14 protein-coding genes and 2 pseudogenes are annotated in these 18,097 nt (G+C 56.7%); 4 read left to right on the forward strand and 12 right to left on the reverse strand.

Annotated elements, in window-relative coordinates:
* Positions 1 to 5 precede the first annotated feature (5 nt).
* The 9 genes and pseudogenes from RYC17_RS17555 to RYC17_RS17585 all read right to left on the reverse strand — a co-directional run bounded on the left by RYC17_RS17555 (position 6) and on the right by RYC17_RS17585 (position 10,220).
* Positions 6 to 644 carry a response regulator transcription factor gene (locus RYC17_RS17555; RefSeq protein ID WP_005744911.1) on the reverse strand — a complete coding sequence of 213 codons (639 nt, stop codon included), beginning with the start codon at positions 642 to 644 and terminating at the stop codon, positions 6 to 8.
* Positions 644 to 1,711: a sensor histidine kinase gene (locus tag RYC17_RS17560; protein ID WP_058402546.1), complete on the reverse strand. Its 1,068-nt coding sequence runs from the start codon at positions 1,709 to 1,711 to the stop codon at positions 644 to 646. The genes RYC17_RS17555 and RYC17_RS17560 overlap by 1 nt, the downstream gene beginning before the upstream one ends.
* A gap of 49 nt (positions 1,712 to 1,760) precedes the next feature.
* On the reverse strand, positions 1,761 to 3,065 hold the full coding sequence (locus RYC17_RS17565; protein ID WP_316888059.1) for a nitrate/sulfonate/bicarbonate ABC transporter ATP-binding protein: 1,305 nt from the start codon (positions 3,063 to 3,065) through the stop codon (positions 1,761 to 1,763).
* Between the two features lie 20 nt (positions 3,066 to 3,085).
* On the reverse strand, positions 3,086 to 4,840 hold the full coding sequence (locus tag RYC17_RS17570; protein ID WP_230017185.1) for an ABC transporter permease: 1,755 nt from the start codon (positions 4,838 to 4,840) through the stop codon (positions 3,086 to 3,088).
* A 588-nt stretch (positions 4,841 to 5,428) separates the two neighbouring features.
* On the reverse strand, positions 5,429 to 6,292 hold the full coding sequence (locus RYC17_RS27005) for a methyl-accepting chemotaxis protein (protein ID WP_369812074.1): 864 nt from the start codon (positions 6,290 to 6,292) through the stop codon (positions 5,429 to 5,431).
* 39 nt (positions 6,293 to 6,331) lie between these two features.
* A pseudogene (locus RYC17_RS27010) lies at positions 6,332 to 7,351 on the reverse strand (methyl-accepting chemotaxis protein); the annotation flags it as partial.
* 182 nt (positions 7,352 to 7,533) lie between these two features.
* Positions 7,534 to 8,403, reverse strand: a complete 870-nt coding sequence (locus RYC17_RS27015) for a methyl-accepting chemotaxis protein (RefSeq protein ID WP_404944502.1) — start codon at positions 8,401 to 8,403, stop codon at positions 7,534 to 7,536.
* Positions 8,404 to 9,675: pseudogene (locus tag RYC17_RS27020) on the reverse strand (HAMP domain-containing protein); the annotation flags it as partial.
* A 320-nt stretch (positions 9,676 to 9,995) separates the two neighbouring features.
* Positions 9,996 to 10,220 (reverse strand): DUF6555 family protein, encoded by a 225-nt coding sequence (locus RYC17_RS17585; RefSeq protein WP_002555969.1) that lies wholly within the window; start codon positions 10,218 to 10,220, stop codon positions 9,996 to 9,998.
* A gap of 425 nt (positions 10,221 to 10,645) precedes the next feature.
* On the opposite strand from RYC17_RS17585, the gene RYC17_RS17590 reads away from it, so the two are divergent.
* Positions 10,646 to 11,527 carry a manganese catalase family protein gene (locus RYC17_RS17590; protein ID WP_002555970.1) on the forward strand — a complete coding sequence of 294 codons (882 nt, stop codon included), beginning with the start codon at positions 10,646 to 10,648 and terminating at the stop codon, positions 11,525 to 11,527.
* 38 nt (positions 11,528 to 11,565) lie between these two features.
* Positions 11,566 to 11,763 (forward strand): hypothetical protein, encoded by a 198-nt coding sequence (locus RYC17_RS17595; protein WP_005756931.1) that lies wholly within the window; start codon positions 11,566 to 11,568, stop codon positions 11,761 to 11,763.
* Between the two features lie 270 nt (positions 11,764 to 12,033).
* Here RYC17_RS17595 and RYC17_RS17600 read toward each other — a convergent pair whose 3' ends face one another.
* The gene (locus RYC17_RS17600; protein ID WP_058402507.1) at positions 12,034 to 12,552 is read right to left on the reverse strand and encodes a DUF4142 domain-containing protein; all 519 of its coding nucleotides are present in this window, start codon (positions 12,550 to 12,552) and stop codon (positions 12,034 to 12,036) included.
* Positions 12,553 to 12,704: 152 nt separating this feature from the next.
* A complete protein-coding gene (gene cysC, locus RYC17_RS17605) occupies positions 12,705 to 13,307 on the reverse strand; it encodes an adenylyl-sulfate kinase (RefSeq protein WP_016982183.1) in 603 nt (200 codons plus the stop codon).
* 216 nt (positions 13,308 to 13,523) lie between these two features.
* On the opposite strand from cysC, the gene RYC17_RS17610 reads away from it, so the two are divergent.
* Complete coding sequence (locus tag RYC17_RS17610) at positions 13,524 to 14,975, forward strand: iron-containing redox enzyme family protein (RefSeq protein WP_058402545.1); 1,452 nt, start codon at positions 13,524 to 13,526, stop codon at positions 14,973 to 14,975.
* Entirely contained in the window at positions 14,972 to 15,916 is a 945-nt protein-coding gene (locus tag RYC17_RS17615; protein WP_316887998.1) for a class I SAM-dependent methyltransferase, read from the forward strand. Before RYC17_RS17610 ends, RYC17_RS17615 begins: the two co-directional genes overlap by 4 nt.
* Positions 15,917 to 16,179: 263 nt before the next feature.
* Here RYC17_RS17615 and RYC17_RS17620 read toward each other — a convergent pair whose 3' ends face one another.
* Positions 16,180 to 18,033, reverse strand: a complete 1,854-nt coding sequence (locus RYC17_RS17620; RefSeq protein WP_058407661.1) for a type VI secretion system Vgr family protein — start codon at positions 18,031 to 18,033, stop codon at positions 16,180 to 16,182.
* Between the last annotated feature and the right edge of the window lie 64 nt (positions 18,034 to 18,097).

Genomic DNA, 18,097 nt, shown 5'->3' on the forward strand with positions numbered 1-18,097 from the left:
GTTAATCAACGGAGCTCTTTGAGCCGCTCGGCAAACTTGACCAGGTCAGCGAGCGAGTCGGCTTCCATCTTGCGCATGACCGAGCCACGCCGGACCTTGACGGTGATTTCACTCACGTTCAGGCGTGCTGCAATCTGTTTGTTGAGCAAGCCACTGACGACCAGCTCCATCACCTGCTGTTCGCCATGATTCAGGCTGGCGTGACGGCGCTGCAGTTCGGCTTCGACGGCTGAGTTGCGGCGACGGCTGCGGTCTCGCTCAAGCCCTTGCTGAAGCGCGTCCAGCAAGTCCTGGTCACGGAAGGGTTTGGTCAGAAACTCCACCGCACCGGCCTTCATCGCCCGCACGGACATGGGAATATCGCCATGCCCGGTGATGAAAATGACCGGCAGAAAAATCCCCGACCTGGCCATGTGCTCCTGAAAATCCAGGCCACTCATGCCGGGCATGCGAATGTCCAGAATCAGACAGCCCGGCGCATCAGGACGAGGGGTGTCCAGAAACTCGCGGGTCGAGCCGAACAACATGCTGCGCAAGCCAACTGAAGCCAGCAGGTCTTCCAGCGAAGAACGCACCGAGAGGTCGTCATCGATGACAAAGATGACCGGCTCTTCGGCCTGCGGTGCAGTAGCGGCTGTGTTCATCAGGTTTCCATTTTTCCAGTGGGCAGAGTGAAATGAAACGTGGCCCCGGCTGACGGGTTGGGCGTCACCCAGATTCGTCCGCCATGCGCTTCGATGATAGACCGACTGATCGCCAGCCCAATTCCCATGCCTTCCTCTTTGGTGGTGTAGAAAGCGTCGAAAAGCCGATCGGCTGCTTCCGGCTGAATACCTACACCGCTGTCGCTGACAGTGAACTCGATTTCCCCGCCTCCGCGCCACTCGGCCCGCACGTCCAGTTGCGCCTGCTCCGGTTCGACTTTCCTCATCGCGTCCATGCCGTTGAGCATCAGGTTCAGCAGCACTTGCTGGATCTGCACACGGTCAGCCAGCAGCGGTGGCATTCCCTCCGGCACGTCAACCGACAGTGTGACGCCCTGCCCGTCTATCTCGCTGTGCGCCAGCGCAACGATCTCGGCCACCGTGTCCGCCACACTTATCCACTCTTTGTGCGTCGACGAGCGCTTCGCCAGGGCCCGCACTCGCACGATGATATCTCCGGCGCGATTGGCATCACCGATCATGCGCTCGACTGCCTGACGGGCCTTTTCCAGATTGACCGGCTCGGTGGCCAGCCAGCGCTGACAGGCGTTACCGCTGATGACAATCGCCGACAGCGGCTGATTCACCTCATGGGCAATGGACGCAGCAAGCTCACCCAACTGATTGACCCGTGCGATGTGCGCCAGCTGCGAGCGCGCTTCATGAACCGTGCGGATGGCCCGCGCCATACGCAGCGCCAGCCAGGTGGTCATGGCGATGGCGGCCAGGCTGATGACGCAGTTGATCAACCCGGACGCCTCGCTGCCTCTGGAGGTGGTCATTTCGTAACTGACCACCGTCAGCAGCATGCACACCGCCGCCACGACGATCACGCCCCTGACCGGTAAAAGCCTGACCGCCAGCAACACCACCGCGATCTGGAACACCCCCACGGCGATCTCCAGATCGGTCAGGGTATCGGCAATCGCGATGACCAGCGCCAGCGCCAGCAAGGCGACCCACCTGACGGCCATCGCGGTCCTGCTACAGGATTCTGGCTCGTGCATCTGCACCCTCTCGCTCTTCAAAAGGCCTGCCGAGTATGTCGTACAAACCTCAGGACGGGTTATCCAGACTGAACTGATCGGCCAGCTCATCATAAGCGAACAGTTCGGCGTAGCGCCCCCATTGCGTAACGACATTCAGGGTCTGCATGGCATCGCTTTCCGACATGAAGTCTTCCAGTTGATCGCGAAAACGCCGTGCCGGTGCCGTGTGCGTGGGGCGATCATCCAGCACCCGCCGAATGTGCGCGACCAGCGGTACGAAGCTCAGCAGGTGCTGGGCAAACAGTTGCTTGCGCTCGTCGACATCCGCCAGCGCATAGCGATTGGCGGCAGGCAGCAAGCGAATATCACCGCCCTTGAGCTCTGCAAAACGCAGCAGTTGCAGGACCTCGGCAATCGGGAACAGCTCGTCGGCGTTGTAGTGCAGCGCGCTGGCCAGTTCCGGCAGGTCCGCTTTGAGGCTGTAGGGCGGCGCATGAATGGCTTCGATCAGCCCTGCCAGCGCATTGGTGGACACCTGCGGCAAAACCATGCCCAGCCCGGTGCCCGGAAACACGCCCTGACGTATTTCGCCTGCATCGTTGTCCTGGGTCATCAGCACGTAGATTTCTTCCACCAGCGCCCGGAAGATCGGGTCCTGGCGGTTGCGCGGCTGAGGCAGATCGACTTTTATCTCGCTGATCACCCGGCCAGGATTGGAGGAGAACAGTAGAATGCGATCGCACATCAGCACGGCTTCGGCAATGTTGTGCGTCACCATCAGGATCGATTTGATGGGCATGCGCCCTTCGCTCCACATATCCAGCAAGTCGGTGCGCAGGGTTTCGGCCGTCAGCACATCGAGCGCGGAAAACGGCTCGTCCATCAGCAGCACATCAGGGTCGATCACCAGCGCACGTGCCATGCCCACGCGCTGGCGCATGCCGCCGGAGAGCTCTTTGGGGTAAGCACTCTCAAAGCCGTCCAGACCGATCAGGTCGATGGCCGCCAACGCGCGCTTGCGACGCACGGCAGGTGGCACACGTTGCGCTTCAAGCCCGACTTCGACATTTTCCAGCACCGTCAGCCACGGGAACAGGGCAAAGCTCTGAAAAACCATGCCTACCGACATCGACCGCCCCTGCACGCGGCGAGGAAAATTCACTTCGCCTTCGGTGGGCACCACCAACCCCGCGATGGAGCGCAGCAGGGTGGACTTGCCCGAGCCGGAGCGACCCAGCAGGCCGACTATTTCGTTCTCATTGAGCGTCAGTGTCACGTCATCCAGCACCAGGCGCTCTTTGCTGCCTTTGCCGTACACATGTCGGACTTTCTGAACATCTACCAGGCAACGCGTTTCGACAGCCATCATGATGGCGCCCTCCTCAATCAAAATCACACAAGACTCAGACGCCGCTCGGCAAACCCGTACAGCGGACGCCACAGCAACCGGTTGAACGCGATGACGAAGATCGACATGACAACAATGCCCAACGCAACGCGCGGAAAGTCTCCCGCCTGAGTCGCGTTGGCGATGTAAGAACCCAGCCCTGCCGCTTCCAGATGCTGATCACCCCAGGACACCGCTTCAGCGACGATACTGGCGTTCCACGACCCACCCGATGCGGTCAGCGCCCCGGTGACGTAGTAGGGGAACACCCCCGGCAAGGCCACACGCCGCCACCACTGCCAGCCGCGCATGTTGAATATCGTGGCCGCTTCGCGCAGGTCAGTCGGCAAGGCGCTGGCCCCTGCGATCACGTTGAACAGGATGTACCACTGGGTGCCGAGCACCATCAGCGGCGAAAGCCAGATGTCCGGGTTCAGGTGCAGGCCGACAATCGCAATCACTGCAAAAGGAAACAGTACGTTGGCTGGAAAGGCCGCCATGAACTGCGCTATCGGCTGCAAGCGTTCAGCCCACACGGGGCGCAAGCCGATCCATACACCGACAGGCACCCAGATCAGGCTGGCGATGACGATCAGGACAATCACCCGCACCATTGTTGCCAGCCCCAATCCCAACGCGGTGACCAGGTCGCTCATGCCCAGCGATGTCTCGATGAACCTGAACAGGTAAACACTGCCGGTCAGGCAAGCGGCCATCACCAGGGCCAGCCACAGATAGTCGAGCAGCCGAACAACGCCAGGCGTGAGCTTTACGCTCCACAGCCGAGATACCACACGCCAGTCGATCAGCATCAGGCATTTGCACGGCGCAGCGAGGATCGAGCCCAGCATCGGTGCCACCCGCGAGCGGCCCAGCAGGCTGTACATCCAGGAACGCGGACGCTTTGACGACGCGGTTTGTTCGAAGCGAAACTTGTCCGCCCATGCCACGATCGGCCTGAACAACAATTGGTCATAGGCCAGGATCACCAGCGCCATTGCGCCCACCGCCCAGGCAATCGCAGCGAGGTTTTTCTGCTCGATGGCCAGCGCCAGCCACGAACCGATGCCGGGCAGATTGACCGTGGTGTCACCAACCGAAATGGCCTCGCAGGCGACCACAAAAAACCAGCCACCGGACATCGACATCATCATGTTCCACACCAGCCCCGGTACGGCGAACGGCAATTCCAGGCGGGTGAAACGCAGCAGTGGAGACAGTCCGAACTGCCGGGTGACTTCATTCAGGTCGCTCGGCACGGTACGCAGTGACTGATAGAAACTGAACGCGAGATTCCATGCCTGGCTGGTGAAGATGGCAAAAATCGCTGCGCATTCGACACCCATTTGCCGACCGGGGAACAGGCCCATGAAGAAGGTCACTGTGAACGTCAGAAACCCCAGTACCGGAACCGACTGAAGAATATCCAGCGCCGGGATAATCACTTGCTCGGCCTTACGGCTTTTGGCCGCCAGCGTGGCCACGACAAACGTGAAGACCAGCGAAGCCGCCAGCGCGATGAACATGCGCAGCGTGGTGCGCAATGCATATTCGGGCAGGCGCGCAGGGTCGAGGCTCATCGGGCTTGAGTTCAGCGCGGCAAGTGGCTGCATCATCTGGCCCACGCCATACAGCACCAGCGCAATAAACACGGCAATAACGACCAGGCAAATACCATCGGCCCAATAAGGAGTGCGCGCACCGGGTTTTACAAAACGGGGCGTGCGCAGGCTTTTACCGAATTCAAATATCGAATGCATTGTTCACCTCGAATCGGCTGTGCAGGCGCGTACCCGCCAGCGTTATAAGCAAACAGGCGGTCGGCGATAACAGAGAAAGGCCGTGAATTAATAGTTGCCGGACAGTGAGTAAAGCTTATCGAGTTTTGAACAACTGTTAAAACCTGCAAAAGTAGGTCATGTTTATCTGTGAGTATGAGAGAGATATACCATCGTATATTTACAGGACTAACAGGTAGGCAGTTCTGAATGTTCTGCGCCCGATCTTGAACAATCGGCGCAGCGTAGATTTGTGACGCAGAGCGTCACCCACGGCATTCCCACGCTGGAGCGTGAGGAACGATAAGCTCAACTATCGTGCGACGCTCTGCGTCCGATCTCGATTCAGCGGCGCAGCGCAGATCTGTGACGCGGAGCGTCACCCACGGCATTCCTACGCTGGAGCGTGAGGGACGATAATCTAAGCTATCGTGCGACGCTCTGCGTCGCATGCCGTTCTGGACGCTCCGCGTCCTCTTTATCACTTCTGCGCTGGAGCGCAGGAAACGACAGGTGTCCGAAAGAACACCTCCCGCGCCCCGCACCGCAAGGGCATAAAAGTCCGCTGGCTCAGACGCGGAAGTGGCTGACCATCGTTTGCAACTGGCCTCCCAGACGCGCCAGCTCGACGCTGGAGGCTGCGGTTTCTTCGCTGGCTTCAGCGGTCTGCTCGGACACGTCGCGAACGTTGACGATGCTGCGGCTGATCTCGTCGGCCACCGAGCTTTGTTGCTCGGCGGCGGCTGCGATCTGCTGGTTCATCGCCTGAATGTTCGACACGGTCCGGGTGATGCTTTCCAGTGACGTACCGGCCCTGCGCGTCAACTCGACACTGCTGTCTGTCAGCGTGCGGCTGCCGAGCATGATGCCCGACACCTGACGCGTGCCATTCTGCAATGCCGCCACCAGCCCTTCGATCTCCTCGGTGGACTGCTGGGTCCGTTGCGCCAGGCCGCGGACCTCGTCGGCCACCACGGCAAAACCGCGACCGGCTTCCCCGGCACGCGCGGCCTCAATGGCTGCGTTGAGTGCCAGCAGGTTGGTCTGCTCGGCAACCGCCTTGATTACATCCATAACCTTGCCGATCTTGTCGCTTTCCTGCTCCAGCACGTTCATTGCATCGGATGAGCGAACCACCTCGGCGGCCAGTCGCTCGATCTGCTGGATGGCTTCGCCGACGACCTTGTCACCCTCACGGGCCTGTTTGTCGGCATCGGAGGCAGCAACGGACGCCTGCTCGGCATTGCGTGCCACTTCGTGCACGGTGGCCGACATTTCATGCATCGCGGTCGCCACCTGATCGGTCTCGACCTTCTGGCTGTTGACCCCGGCGCTGGTCTGCTCGGTAACCGCCGACAGCTCTTCGGCAGCGCTGGCAATCTGCGTGACGCCGTCACGAATACCGGAAATCAGCTCGCGCAGGGTGGTGCCCATGCGCTGGATGCCCTGCTGCAATACGCCCAGTTCGTCACGTCGGGTGACGGCTTCGGTATGAGTCAGGTCGCCAGCAGCGATGCGCTCGACAATCGCCAGCGTGTCGCGCAGCGGCCGGGTGATCTGCCGGGTAATGACGATGGCCGCAAGAATGCCCAGCAACATGACCAACAGCACGCAACCGATCTGCAGATTACGCGCCTGAGCAGTGTCATCCTTGCCCATCTGCATCTGAATGCCATACAGCTCTTCGCCCAGTTTGACGATGGCAGCCCCTTGGGAAGTCAGGTCCTTACGCACGCTCGCAGCAGTCTGAGTAGTGGCCTTGAAAGCGTCGACCGAGCTGCGGTAGCTGCGAAGAGCGCTTTCAAACTGAGCAATCTGTTCGCGGTTGGCAGTGCCAAAAGCGGTTTTGAGCCTGTCCAGATGACTGATCGCCGTATCCAGTTGCTGAAAAGCTGCTTTCTCGGTCTTGTCATTGGGGTTGCCGGTATAACCACGTACTTCATAGCGAACCAGAATCAGGTCTTGCCTGGCGGTAGTCGCCAGTTGGACCTGATCGAAACGCGCCGGGTCCGCAGGATCGATCTGCATGACGGCATCGTTCAACGAGTCGACAGCGCGCATGGCAACCATGGCGTTGGCGGTCATGTCATTACGCACTTTGGCGCCGGCCTGAAATGCAGCGCGCATGCTGTTCAACGATGCCTCGTAGTCGCGAGTGACGTCGGCCAGTTCACGTAGGGGCTTGAGGTTGATCGGATTGTCGAAGGTGATGAGCAGTGACTGCTGCTGCGCCTTGAAGACATCCAGTTTGCTCTGCATGTTTTGCGCGGCGGTTTCATCGCCGTCAGTCAGCATATATTGCAGGCGCGCGACGCGCAGATTGGTCAGGTTGTCACTCAACTCAGTGATATCGCCGATTCTGTCGGTGCGATTGATGAGTTTATCGAGGCTGGTCCAGCCGACCAGAGCGAGAATGGCAGTGAAAAAAAGAACCGTCCCAAAGCCCAATGCCAACTTCATGTTGACGCTGATATTCGCAAAACTGCTGTTCATAAAATCTCCTGAAAATGCTTTTTGTGCGCGACGAAAGAGCTGAAGATTTGTTTTTATGGACAGCAAACCCGCGCGCCAGAGCTATCGGCCGCAGAAGAGCAAAACTTGATCGAAAAAAGGCAATCAGCGTTCGAACGCCGATTCGAGAGGAGAATCGGGGGGGCTGCAAGCCCCCGATCCGGTCAGGCAACCAGCTTGAAACGCGCCACGACATTGCGCATGTCGCTAGCAACTCGCGCCAGTTCTTCGGCAGTGACGGCATTGTTGTCGATACCCAGCATCAAGGTGCCGGAGCTGTTGCGAATCTCCATGACATTACGGTTGATGTCTTCGGAAACCGCATGCTGCTGCACCGCGGCGCTGGCGATCTGAGTGTTCATCTCGACGATACGCTCGACGCCCTGGCTGATGCTCGACAGGCTGCCAGAAGCATCGCTGGCGGCACTGATGCACGCTTGGGCCTTTTGCTGGCCGGCTTGCATCTGCTGCACGGCAGCATCGGTGGCACTTTGCAGTTGTTGGATGATGTTGCGGATTTCTTCGGTCGACGCCTGAGTGCGCGAAGCCAGCGTGCGGACTTCATCAGCCACCACAGCAAACCCGCGGCCTTGCTCGCCAGCCCGAGCCGCTTCGATAGCAGCATTCAGGGCCAGCAAGTTGGTCTGATCGGCAATCGTACTGATGACCTGAATAACGCCACCAATCGACTGACTGTGCAGGGCCAGCGCCTGGACTTTCTGGGCGCTGACTTCCACTTCTTCAGCCAGAGCCTGAATGGTCGAGTGGGCCTGATGCATGATGCGCAGCCCGTTACGCGAGGCAGTGTTGGCTTCATCAGCAGCCAGCGCAGCACCTTCGGTGTTCTGCGCTACATCGGCCACGCTTGTGGTCATCTCGTTGATGGCCGTCGCCACTTGCTCGGTTTCAGCCTGTTGCGCGTTCATCGACTGCTTGGCCAGACCGATGGAGGTGCCCAGTCGGGCAGCTACGTCAGACAGTTCGTATGACGTGCGGTCCATGTGCGAAATGGAATTGGCGAATGCTTCGGCCATCAGGTTCAGACCGTTGGCGATGTCAGCCACTTCGTCCTTGCTGCTCACCTGTACACGGGCGCTCAGATCACCGTCGGCCAGGCGACGGGTGACGCCCAGCAGACCATCAATGGTCAGGCGCAGGGCACGGTAGATGCTGAAGAACGCATAGAGCAACAGCAAGCCCATGATTACGCACATGGCAATCACGACTTCGCGTTGCAGCAAGAGCGCGTCGTAACGCGTATCCAGTTCACCTTGAAGCGCACTCTGGATTTCGTCCTGGGCCTTATAAAGCCCGGCTACCACGGCGTTACCGCGCGCGCTCAGCGCCTGCCCCTGCTGCACCGAGAACTCTGTACCTTTAACGTAGGCGTGCAGGTCGTTGCGAAAGCTGTCCATCGTCGAGGTGGCCGAAGCGATAGGGTCGCCAATGCGGGCAGCAAGCTCTGGAGCACGACGCTTGAGCAGTCGAATGCTTTGCTCCAGCTCTGCGCGAAATTGCAGTTCGATCTTCAACAGGCTTTCAAGCGAGCCGCGCATCGGTACGCTTAGCCCCTGACCGGTACTCAAACCGGCTGTGATACCCCGGATCTGACCAGCCACGTTGATTTCTCTGGGCATACGAATGGTGCTCAGGTCGATCAGAAACAGCGACGCATAATCTTCGTCGAGCACCATGCCCGAGGTAGCCGAGACGTAATAGATAAAGTTGAGTGTCTGGGCCAGTTGCTCATTCCACTGTGCAAACGCCTCGTCTTGCGAAAGACCAGGCTTGAGACTTTCCATCAGGGAGCGCGCACCTTCGCGAAGACGCTGCACGCGACTCTCGGTCTCCAGCAGACGTCCTTGACGGGCATCCATGTCGGCGAGGTTACCAAGCGCTGTTTCAAGCTGGTTGCGGTTGCTGGCCAGATCCTGGGCAGCGGAGGCATCACCGGCGAGCAAACGGTTGGTTGCTGCACGCTGCAGCATGGAGAGTCGCAGAACGGGTGTCATGACATGCAGGTATTCACGACCGATACGTTCCTGGGCAACGGTGTCTATGCTTGCATTCAGACTGTTGAAAACCCGAAGACCGAGAACGATCAGCGGGATGACGATAATGATGGCTAAAACGGCAAACTTGGCAGGGAACCGCAGGCGATTGGTAAGGTAAATACCAGGCGAAAGGATGTTCATAGTGGTCTCTATTTTAATTAGGGTGCCCGATCCGGCTGAAAAAGCTCCTTTATTTCTTTGCATCACGGCAGGTGCAAGGTCAGTGGTGCCGCTTTGAAGGGAATCATCCATTCAGATAGAGGCATAGTGACATCACCTCAGAGCTGTGCCCCATCTGGAAGTTCAATGAGGGCCATCATCTGATACCGGTCTATCGGCAGGGCTACGTAGAACCTGAGGTCGCGGGGGTTTACGGGAAGACGCGGGGGCGGAGCCTGGGGAGTGAAGCTTGCGGTGAACGCTGATCCAAATGAGGTGGATTCAGTTCAGTACGGAGGGAAATGGGTGTCCATCTGGCAGATCTGTCGACCACAGATCTTTCAGCGCGTACACCGTTGTGCGGCATCGTGACGCACAACGGTGAGCGTCATAGCGTTTTGAACGAGGGCCTTTCAAGCCCTCGTCCACTCCACGTTCGACAACCCGAGCTTTTCAGCTTGAGGCTTGCTCAGCTTTGGTACCGGGTCGGAACGGTACTTGGGGATCGCACCGAATCCTGCATCCACCGACGCCCAGTGCCAGGCTTCTTTATTGTCCATGACAACCGCTCTTATATAGAACGTCTTGTAACTGCCATGCAGCAGGTAATCGATACGGTAGTGTTTTTCATCAGCCATTGTGTTGCTCCTGCTTTGTCGACTCGCAAAACAGATCGCAGGGTTTTCGAAAAATTCAAAATATTAATGCCATCATGTAAGCGATATCATATAGCCACCCTCACTCATGCCGATAGGGATGGCCGCAAGGCTATGACAACTAATAGACTTTGTTTATAACCCGTCTTTTTTGAATTTTTCGCCAACACAGACGGCTTACGCTCTGAGCATTGCCTGCGGGGCCTCTGAACTAATAGTGTGTTGTTTTTCAAACATTCAGCGAATAAGAAAATTCTATTGAACCCGGATTTTCAGGCCGTTCATCCCGTTCACTAAAGTTATACGCAACGTCTACATCCCCGCTTTCTCATATCCAGTGACTGCGTTGAATAAAACCCATCCAGGTGGGTTGACGCTTCCCAAAAGATCACGCCTGAGGACACGACATGTTTATTCATAACAAGCGGCTTCAATATACCGTGCGGGTAGCTAGACCAAACCCTGGACTGGCCAATCTTCTGCTGGAACAGTTCGGCGGTGCCCAAGGCGAGCTGGCAGCAGCCGGACGTTATTTCACTCAAGGGTTGAGCGAGGAGGATCCAGGCCGTAAAGACCTGCTGATGGACATCGCCACCGAAGAGTTGAGCCACCTGGAAATAGTCGGCTCGATTATTGTCATGCTCAACAAAGGCGCCAAAGGTCAATTGGCTGAAGGCATCGAAGAAGAAGGCGAGCTTTACCGCTCCATCAACGGCAATGGCAACGACTCCCATATCACCAGCCTGCTGTACGGGGCCGGTGCGCCGTTGACCAACTCTGCCGGTGTGCCTTTTACGGCGGCCTACATCGATACCATTGGCGAGCCAACGGCTGACTTCCGCTCCAACATCGCTGCGGAATCCAGAGCGAAGATTGTTTACGAGCGTTTGATGAACGTGACAGATGACCCGGGCGTGAAAGAGGCACTGGGCTTTCTGATGACACGTGAAATCGCTCATCAGTTGTCTTTCGAAAAAGCCCTGCACGCCATCCAGCCCAACTTCCCGCAGGGCAAGCTGCCAGGCATGCCGGAATTCACCAACAAGTACTTCAACATGTCCGGTGAACCCAATGTACGCGGTCCGTGGAACCAGGGCGGTGTCTGGGAGTATGTGGAATCGCCACAACCGGCTGTCGATGGCGGCGATGGCACTGCTTCCGTCACACTGGATGCCAAGGATGCAGAAGTGCTGGAAATGATGAAGGAGCGGACCCAGTCCGATCCGACTGCCAACCCTATTACCGGTGCGGATCTGGGTTCTGGTTTTGTACAGGGCAAAAATGTTTGAAACGGGTTTAAGCCTGTCTTGTTCAGGAGAACGGAATCATGAAAAAACTTCGCTCCCGCAAACCTTTCCCGTCTCAGGGCGAGTTGGATACTGCGTTGACCGACGCGGTGTTTGTAAAAGGGCTTCGTGCTTTCGAGGCTCAGGCGCTGCTGGCACGTCGGGGTCTTCAGGTGGTGATGGCTATGAAGGTCTTTGGGGTTGGAACCTTGCTTGATAACAACCTGCCAGAACGCTGATCACATTCGGTCATCAATGGCACACGTTCTATAAGGCGAGTCCCCGGGCAGGCTGGACACCAGCCTTGCCTGTGGATAAGTCACTCGGTTACTGAAAAGGATATAACCATGACTCGTATGACCATAGAAGATTTGGTCATTCACGAACGCTCAGATGTTTGCAGCGCCGAAAGTCATATCATTCAGTGACGTCTCAATAGCCGCATGACATTACCTCTCGCCAGGAAGATGTCATGATGCGCAATATCCCATCACGCTTTTACAGTTACATCACTTTTTGGCAGCGTCGTCGCCATGCGCAGCTGCAAGTTTTTTCGCATGTTCAAGATGCTGCTCAAGTGTTGGCAACGTAGCTTTGGCAAACGCCTTGAGCTCGGGGTCATCACCGTTCTCGGCCTCTTCCTTGTACAGTTTGGTCGCCTGCTCATGCGCAATGACCTGATTATTGGCATACGCTTGATCAAACGACTTCTTGTGCATTTCCAGAATGGCGGCCTCGGCTTTGTCCATCAGTATGGGGTCCTCGGACAGTTCAAGGTTCTTGCTTTTGGCAATCGCTGCCAGCTTATCGTTAGCAGCCGTGTGGTCTGTGACCATTTGCTGAGCAAACTTCTTCACGTCGGCAGACACACCCTTCTCATCCTGTACAAGCTTGCCGACCAGAACTTCTGCTATCCCTGCTGCAGAAGCATCTTTTACAAAGTCATCAGCGTCCTGCGCAGCGGTAGCCACTTGAGAGCCTAGCGAAAGCACGATGGCAATGGCGCTCATGCGAAAATAATTGTTCATTTTCGATCATCCTTGTGTGGGCTGAATACGTCATCGTTATCGACGATATAGACGTTTTGACCCACGCCCAAAACCTGTGTTCAGCCTGTCCGACCGCTTGCAGCAAAAGACCGATGTCGATGATCCTGAACCCAGCAGGTGAGCCAGCCAGCTTATGTATTCAGACTGAGCAGTCGTAAAACTCGCTCAAGACAGTCATCCATTGATAATTGACTGGTATCAAGACAAAGGGCGGCGCCAGCAGGCGGTTCGTAAGGGGCGCTGATGCCGGTAAAGTCTTTCAACTCGCCTGCCAACGCCCGGCGATAAAGCCCTTTAGGGTCACGCTGAATGCAGGTTTCAAGCGGTGTGCTGATAAACACTTCGATGAAGCGTTCGTGACCAATGATCGAGCGAGCGGCTTCCCGGTCGGCCTCATAGGGCGAAATGAACGACGAGATAACGATCAGGCCTGCGTCATTCATCAACCGGGCGACTTCAGCGATGCGCCTGATGTTCTCCGAACGGTCTGCCGCAGCAAACCCCAGATCCCGGCACAAACCCTGACGTACGTTGTCGCCATCCAGGGTATACGCAAGCCTGCCAAGGTCCATCAACGCTCGCTCCAGTGCAAACGCTATGGTGGATTTTCCGGAGCCGCTGAATCCGGTCAGCCAGACTGTTTTCGGCGTTTGCTTCAAATGCTGCTCACGGTCTGTCGAGGACACTTGGCTGGTTTGCCAGACAAGGTTCTGTACGCCATGTGAGTTGTCCATGATCGCCTGTTCCTGATGTGCACACAGAACGAGAATACATTTTTTCCGCGAGGCATTCGTGCTTATGGAATAACCACATCTGCCACCTATCGGCCCTCGGCAAAATACGCTGAATTTCCCCGTATCACGATACTCACTTATCTACGCTGCATAGAAAACAGAAAGTCTCGCGTGACCGCGTCAATCGTGATTTTCAACTGCCGAGGTACGATTTTCATGACGTCTCTTCAAGTGATGACTGGCAATGCCGTCGTCAAAACCGTCGTTGAAGAAGCCTGTTCAAAAACCGTCTATCAATCATGGATGAGTGAACGTGCTCCAGAATATCAACACGATGCGGTCACTTTTCTGAATCACTGCCTGGCCCAGGCCGAGCGGGAAAACTGCGACCTTCCGGCTCAGCCTGAAGTGCTGGAACACTGGATGGAGCAGAACGTAGGGGCCGTAGCGGATCACTATGCGCTCTATCTTGAACAACGTCGCGCCGGACAACCCAGGCGATTTTTCAAGACCAAGGCTCAAGCGATGTATTTCATTCAGCAGGTCGCGCCGACCAAGCTGGTTGACGGTGCATGGCTGTATGGCTTGCTGCCGCATTGGGCAGACTACCGTTTTCACGGTCTGATTCGTACTTACCTGGAAGAACTGGGCGACGGCGAACAGGCGCAGAATCATGTCTCCCTTTATCGCAAGTTGCTGGCCGACCTGGACTGCGACACCAGCGCCCCACTGGCAGATGATGCCTACCTGCAAGGCGCCATTCAGCTGTCACTGGGGCAACTGAGCGAGCAGTACCTTCCCGAGGTGATTGGTTACAACCTGGGCTATGAACAGCTGCCGCTGCATTTGCTCATCACATCGTTCGAACTGAATGAACTGGGCATCGACCCTTATTACTTCACGCTGCATGTGACGATCGATAACGCCAGCACCGGCCACGCACGCAAGGCTGCGCAGAGCGTTCTTGAGCTGTTGCCTGTGGGCCAGGAACGCGACGAATTTTATCGCCGTGTTTCCAATGGCTACAGGCTGAACGAGTTGGGCATGGGCTCTACCCAGGTCATCCAGTCGTTCGATCTGGAGCAGGAAGTGATCGCCATGCTGGAGCGCAAGCGGACCTTTGGTCAGCACATGCATTCCGACTATTGCCGTCTGGACGGCAAGACGGTCAACGAGTGGCTTGCCGAGCCCGACCAGATCCCGGAGTTTCTTGCCGTGCTGCAGAACAGGGGCTGGATCAAGCGTCACGAAGACCCTCTCAATAGCCGCTTCTGGAAACTGTTTGAAGGGGTCGGTGCACCGATGTTCGGCGTGTTCAATGGCTACGAAAAGCAATTGGTGCACGACTGGATCGCCGGCGAATGGCTGTCGGATGGCAGCGCTCAGCCGCCTGTCGGCAAGCGTCTGCCGGAAGCATTTCGTTCCCGTTTCCGCAATCTGCAAGGCGGCGCTCAGCCGTCGGCGGTTCTTGCGGGCCCTGCGTCGGCGGATGCTGACCCGGATGTGCGCGAGCTGCACATGAAACTCGAGTCGGCAGCGGCGTCCGAGAAGATGTCCACGTTGATCGAGAGCATGTCCCCGGCAAGGCACGCGTCGGCCGCCGGGCTACATGCCACTCGCCTGTTTGTCAGCAGCATGGCCGAGCGAGTGACAGGAGCCCGCCCATGAGTCATTCATTGCCCGACAGCGCAGCGCTGATTGCGCTCGCCCAGCGCCTCAAAACCAGTGGCTATCGTTTCATCACGCCCACGCCGTTGACTCATCAACACGTCAATCAACGCCCGGAAAACCGCACTGCGGTATCGCTGCGGGATGTGTTCGGCTGGAGCCGTACGATACCGGAGTCCATGCTTCCGGTTGCAGAGGCTCAGGGGCTGTTGGAAGCCGGTATTCTTCAACGCAGCGAAGACGGCTTGAAGAGCCGGGTGAGATTTTCAAGCTTGGATGACTTGTTACTGGTGCATTCCGCATTTCCTACCGGCGATGAAGACTCGGTGTTTTTCGGTCCGGATACCTATCGCTTTGCGCACTCCATCAATCGCCATCTGCAAAGCACTTCGCACTCCATCAACCGCGCCGTCGACATCGGCTGTGGCACCGGCGCTGGTGCCCTGCTGATCGCAGTTGCGCGCCCGCAGGCGCAGGTCTGCGCCGTCGACATCAACCCCAAGGCCCTGCATTTCGCTCAGACCAACGCCAGGGTGGCCGGGCTGGAAAACATGCAATGCTGCCACAGCGATATCCTCTCGGGCCTGACAGGCAACTTCGACCTCATCGTTGCCAACCCGCCGTACATGAAAGACGCCAAGCGCCGCGCCTACCGCCACGGCGGTGACGCATTGGGCGCGGACCTGTCAGTGCGCATCTTGCGCGAATCGCTGGATCGCCTTACCCCGGGCGGCTCGTTGGTGCTCTATACCGGTGTGGCCATGGTGGGCGAGCACGACCCGTTCTTCGAGGCCGTGCGCGATGATATCGATCATGCGGCCCTGGCATGGACCTACCGCGAACTGGACCCGGATGTGTTTGGCGAAGAGCTGCTTGAAGAGGGTTACGAAGACGTGGACCGTATTGCAGCGGTGGAGTTGGTGGTAACAAGGCGGGCATGAGTAGCCAGAACCATGCAGCCTAGGTTCTGTACGAAAAGTCGGCGAGCGAAGGTCAGGCAAGGCAAAAACAGGCGAGGAACGGCCGGGGTCGCGCTCGACTCTACGTGTTGTAAATGAGCATTCCGATCGGACTCGCGCTCGAGCCTGTTTTTCGCAACATCACCGAGCGCAGCCACTTTACGTACAGAGCCTAGTGCCCCCTGAGCCAAAAGCCTTTCTTAAATACGATCATAAATACTGGTGCTGGTCATCGGCTCGCTACCTCAGTCATTGACTCTGACCGGCGCGCCGGTGATTTGAGTTGTGCCCTTGCTCACTGTGGTAATGGCGTTGCCTTTGATCTCGATTCCGTCCGGCGTAAGGGTGATGCTGCTTTCGCCTACCTGAAGAATGATGTGCTGCTTGGCATTGACCTGGATGAACTGGTTATCAACCTGAATCGTCAGTGAGCCTTCCTGAACATTCATCACAGCGTCTTTCTTGATGATCTCGGTTTGCATGCCATCAATTGTCATCAAGCGGTTGTTACCGACTTTGTGCGTCTCGTCGAATTCAATCTCGGTGTCCATGTTGCGCTCGGCGTGCATGATGACTTGCTCAGCACCGGCCTTGTCTTCAAAGCGAAAGAAGTTCGCTGTGCCGCCATGGCCTTTCATCGACCGGGTCAGGAAGCCACTTTGAGTCTTGTTGGCCGGGAGAGACCATGGCGGCGTGTTCTGGCTGTTGTAGAGACTGCCCATGATCAGCGGGCGGTCAGGGTTACCGTCGAGGAATACCACTACGACTTCGTCGCCGACACGAGGGATCTGAATGCTGCCGAAACCGCCGCTGGCACCGGATTGGGCAACGCGGACCCAGCAGGAGCTTTTGTCGTCGAACTGGCCATAGCGGTCCCAGTGGAACTGCACTTTTACACGGCCCATTTCATCAGTGTAGATTTCTTCGCCGGGGGGGCCGACGATGATGGCGGTTTGCGGGCCGCGGATTGCAGCCCGCGGTGTAGAAAGTCTATGCCTGTAAGGGATCTTACGACGGATGCACTCAAATGAATTCTGGTAACCGGGCTCACCGTGACTGAGATAGTTGTTCTGGCCTGAGTGATTTACGCTCAGCAATAAAAACTGCCTGTCCTCCTGGCTATCTTGGTCATGATCGTAGTGCTGCGTCAGCTCAAAGAAATATCCAGGCTCCATGACACGGCAGTTACTGGAACCCGAAAACTGCTTGCCTAATACCTCCATCGCCTCTAGCCGGTTTCGGGCTTTTTGTTGGCCATCTTCAAGATCAGTGTAACCGTATACCCCCTCATAATCGAAGGTTTCAAACTCTCCCACCTCGCCCTGTTTGGCGATTGATTTCATCTGTACCAGTTGCGGATCTCTGGGCTGTTTATAGTCGAAAGACTTCATGGCCAACTGAGTAGGCTGTAGGTTACGAGAGGATGACCACGTGGTGATCGAGTCAGCCTCTTCGGTGACAGATGCGCGATGATACCGAATGACGGGTTGAGCAGGCAGCGCAGGAAGATCGCGACTGTCATCCATGATCATCATGCAGTGTTCATCTTGGGAATGTTGAAACGTAAAAAATAAACCTTCAGCTTCGAGGAGACGAAGAATAAAATTTAAGTCTGACTCCATATACTGAGTACAGTAACTCATTTTCTTTAGAGGACGAGTCAGACGAAACTCAAATACTGCGAGGCTCTGATAATAGGAAAAAATTTCCCTTACAACCTCTTCTACTGTTTTGTCCTGAAAAACGCGCGAATCACTGCGCCTGCTAAGCAGCCAGACCCACGGCACCAGCCGCGCATGATAGCTGGCGACGCCTCCATCGGCCCCCAAATGCACGAAGTCCGATACGTGAGCACTAAGATGACGCACATTTCCATCAGCAAGGGTGAGACCGAGGGAAACCTTCTTGCCCACAAGCTTTTTCAACTCAATTCGAGCGTCACTTGATATCAGCGTGGCCTCAAACGCAAAAAGTTCAGAAATCGCTTCACGTCCTGAAAAATTTTCCAGACGCAGCTCTTGCTCGGGAGGCAGTGGCGAGTCAAAGGTGATTAGTCGACTGTTCTGCTGAGTCAACTGTTCCAGTGCATTAAAAATCATCTGTGCATCCTGCAATAAAGTCTGGAAGTGAATAATGAGACCGCCTGAGCTCTTATCTGTCAAG

It is taken from the genome of Pseudomonas syringae group sp. J248-6 (assembly GCF_032586995.1).
Classification (GTDB): Bacteria; Pseudomonadota; Gammaproteobacteria; order Pseudomonadales; family Pseudomonadaceae; genus Aquipseudomonas; species Aquipseudomonas amygdali.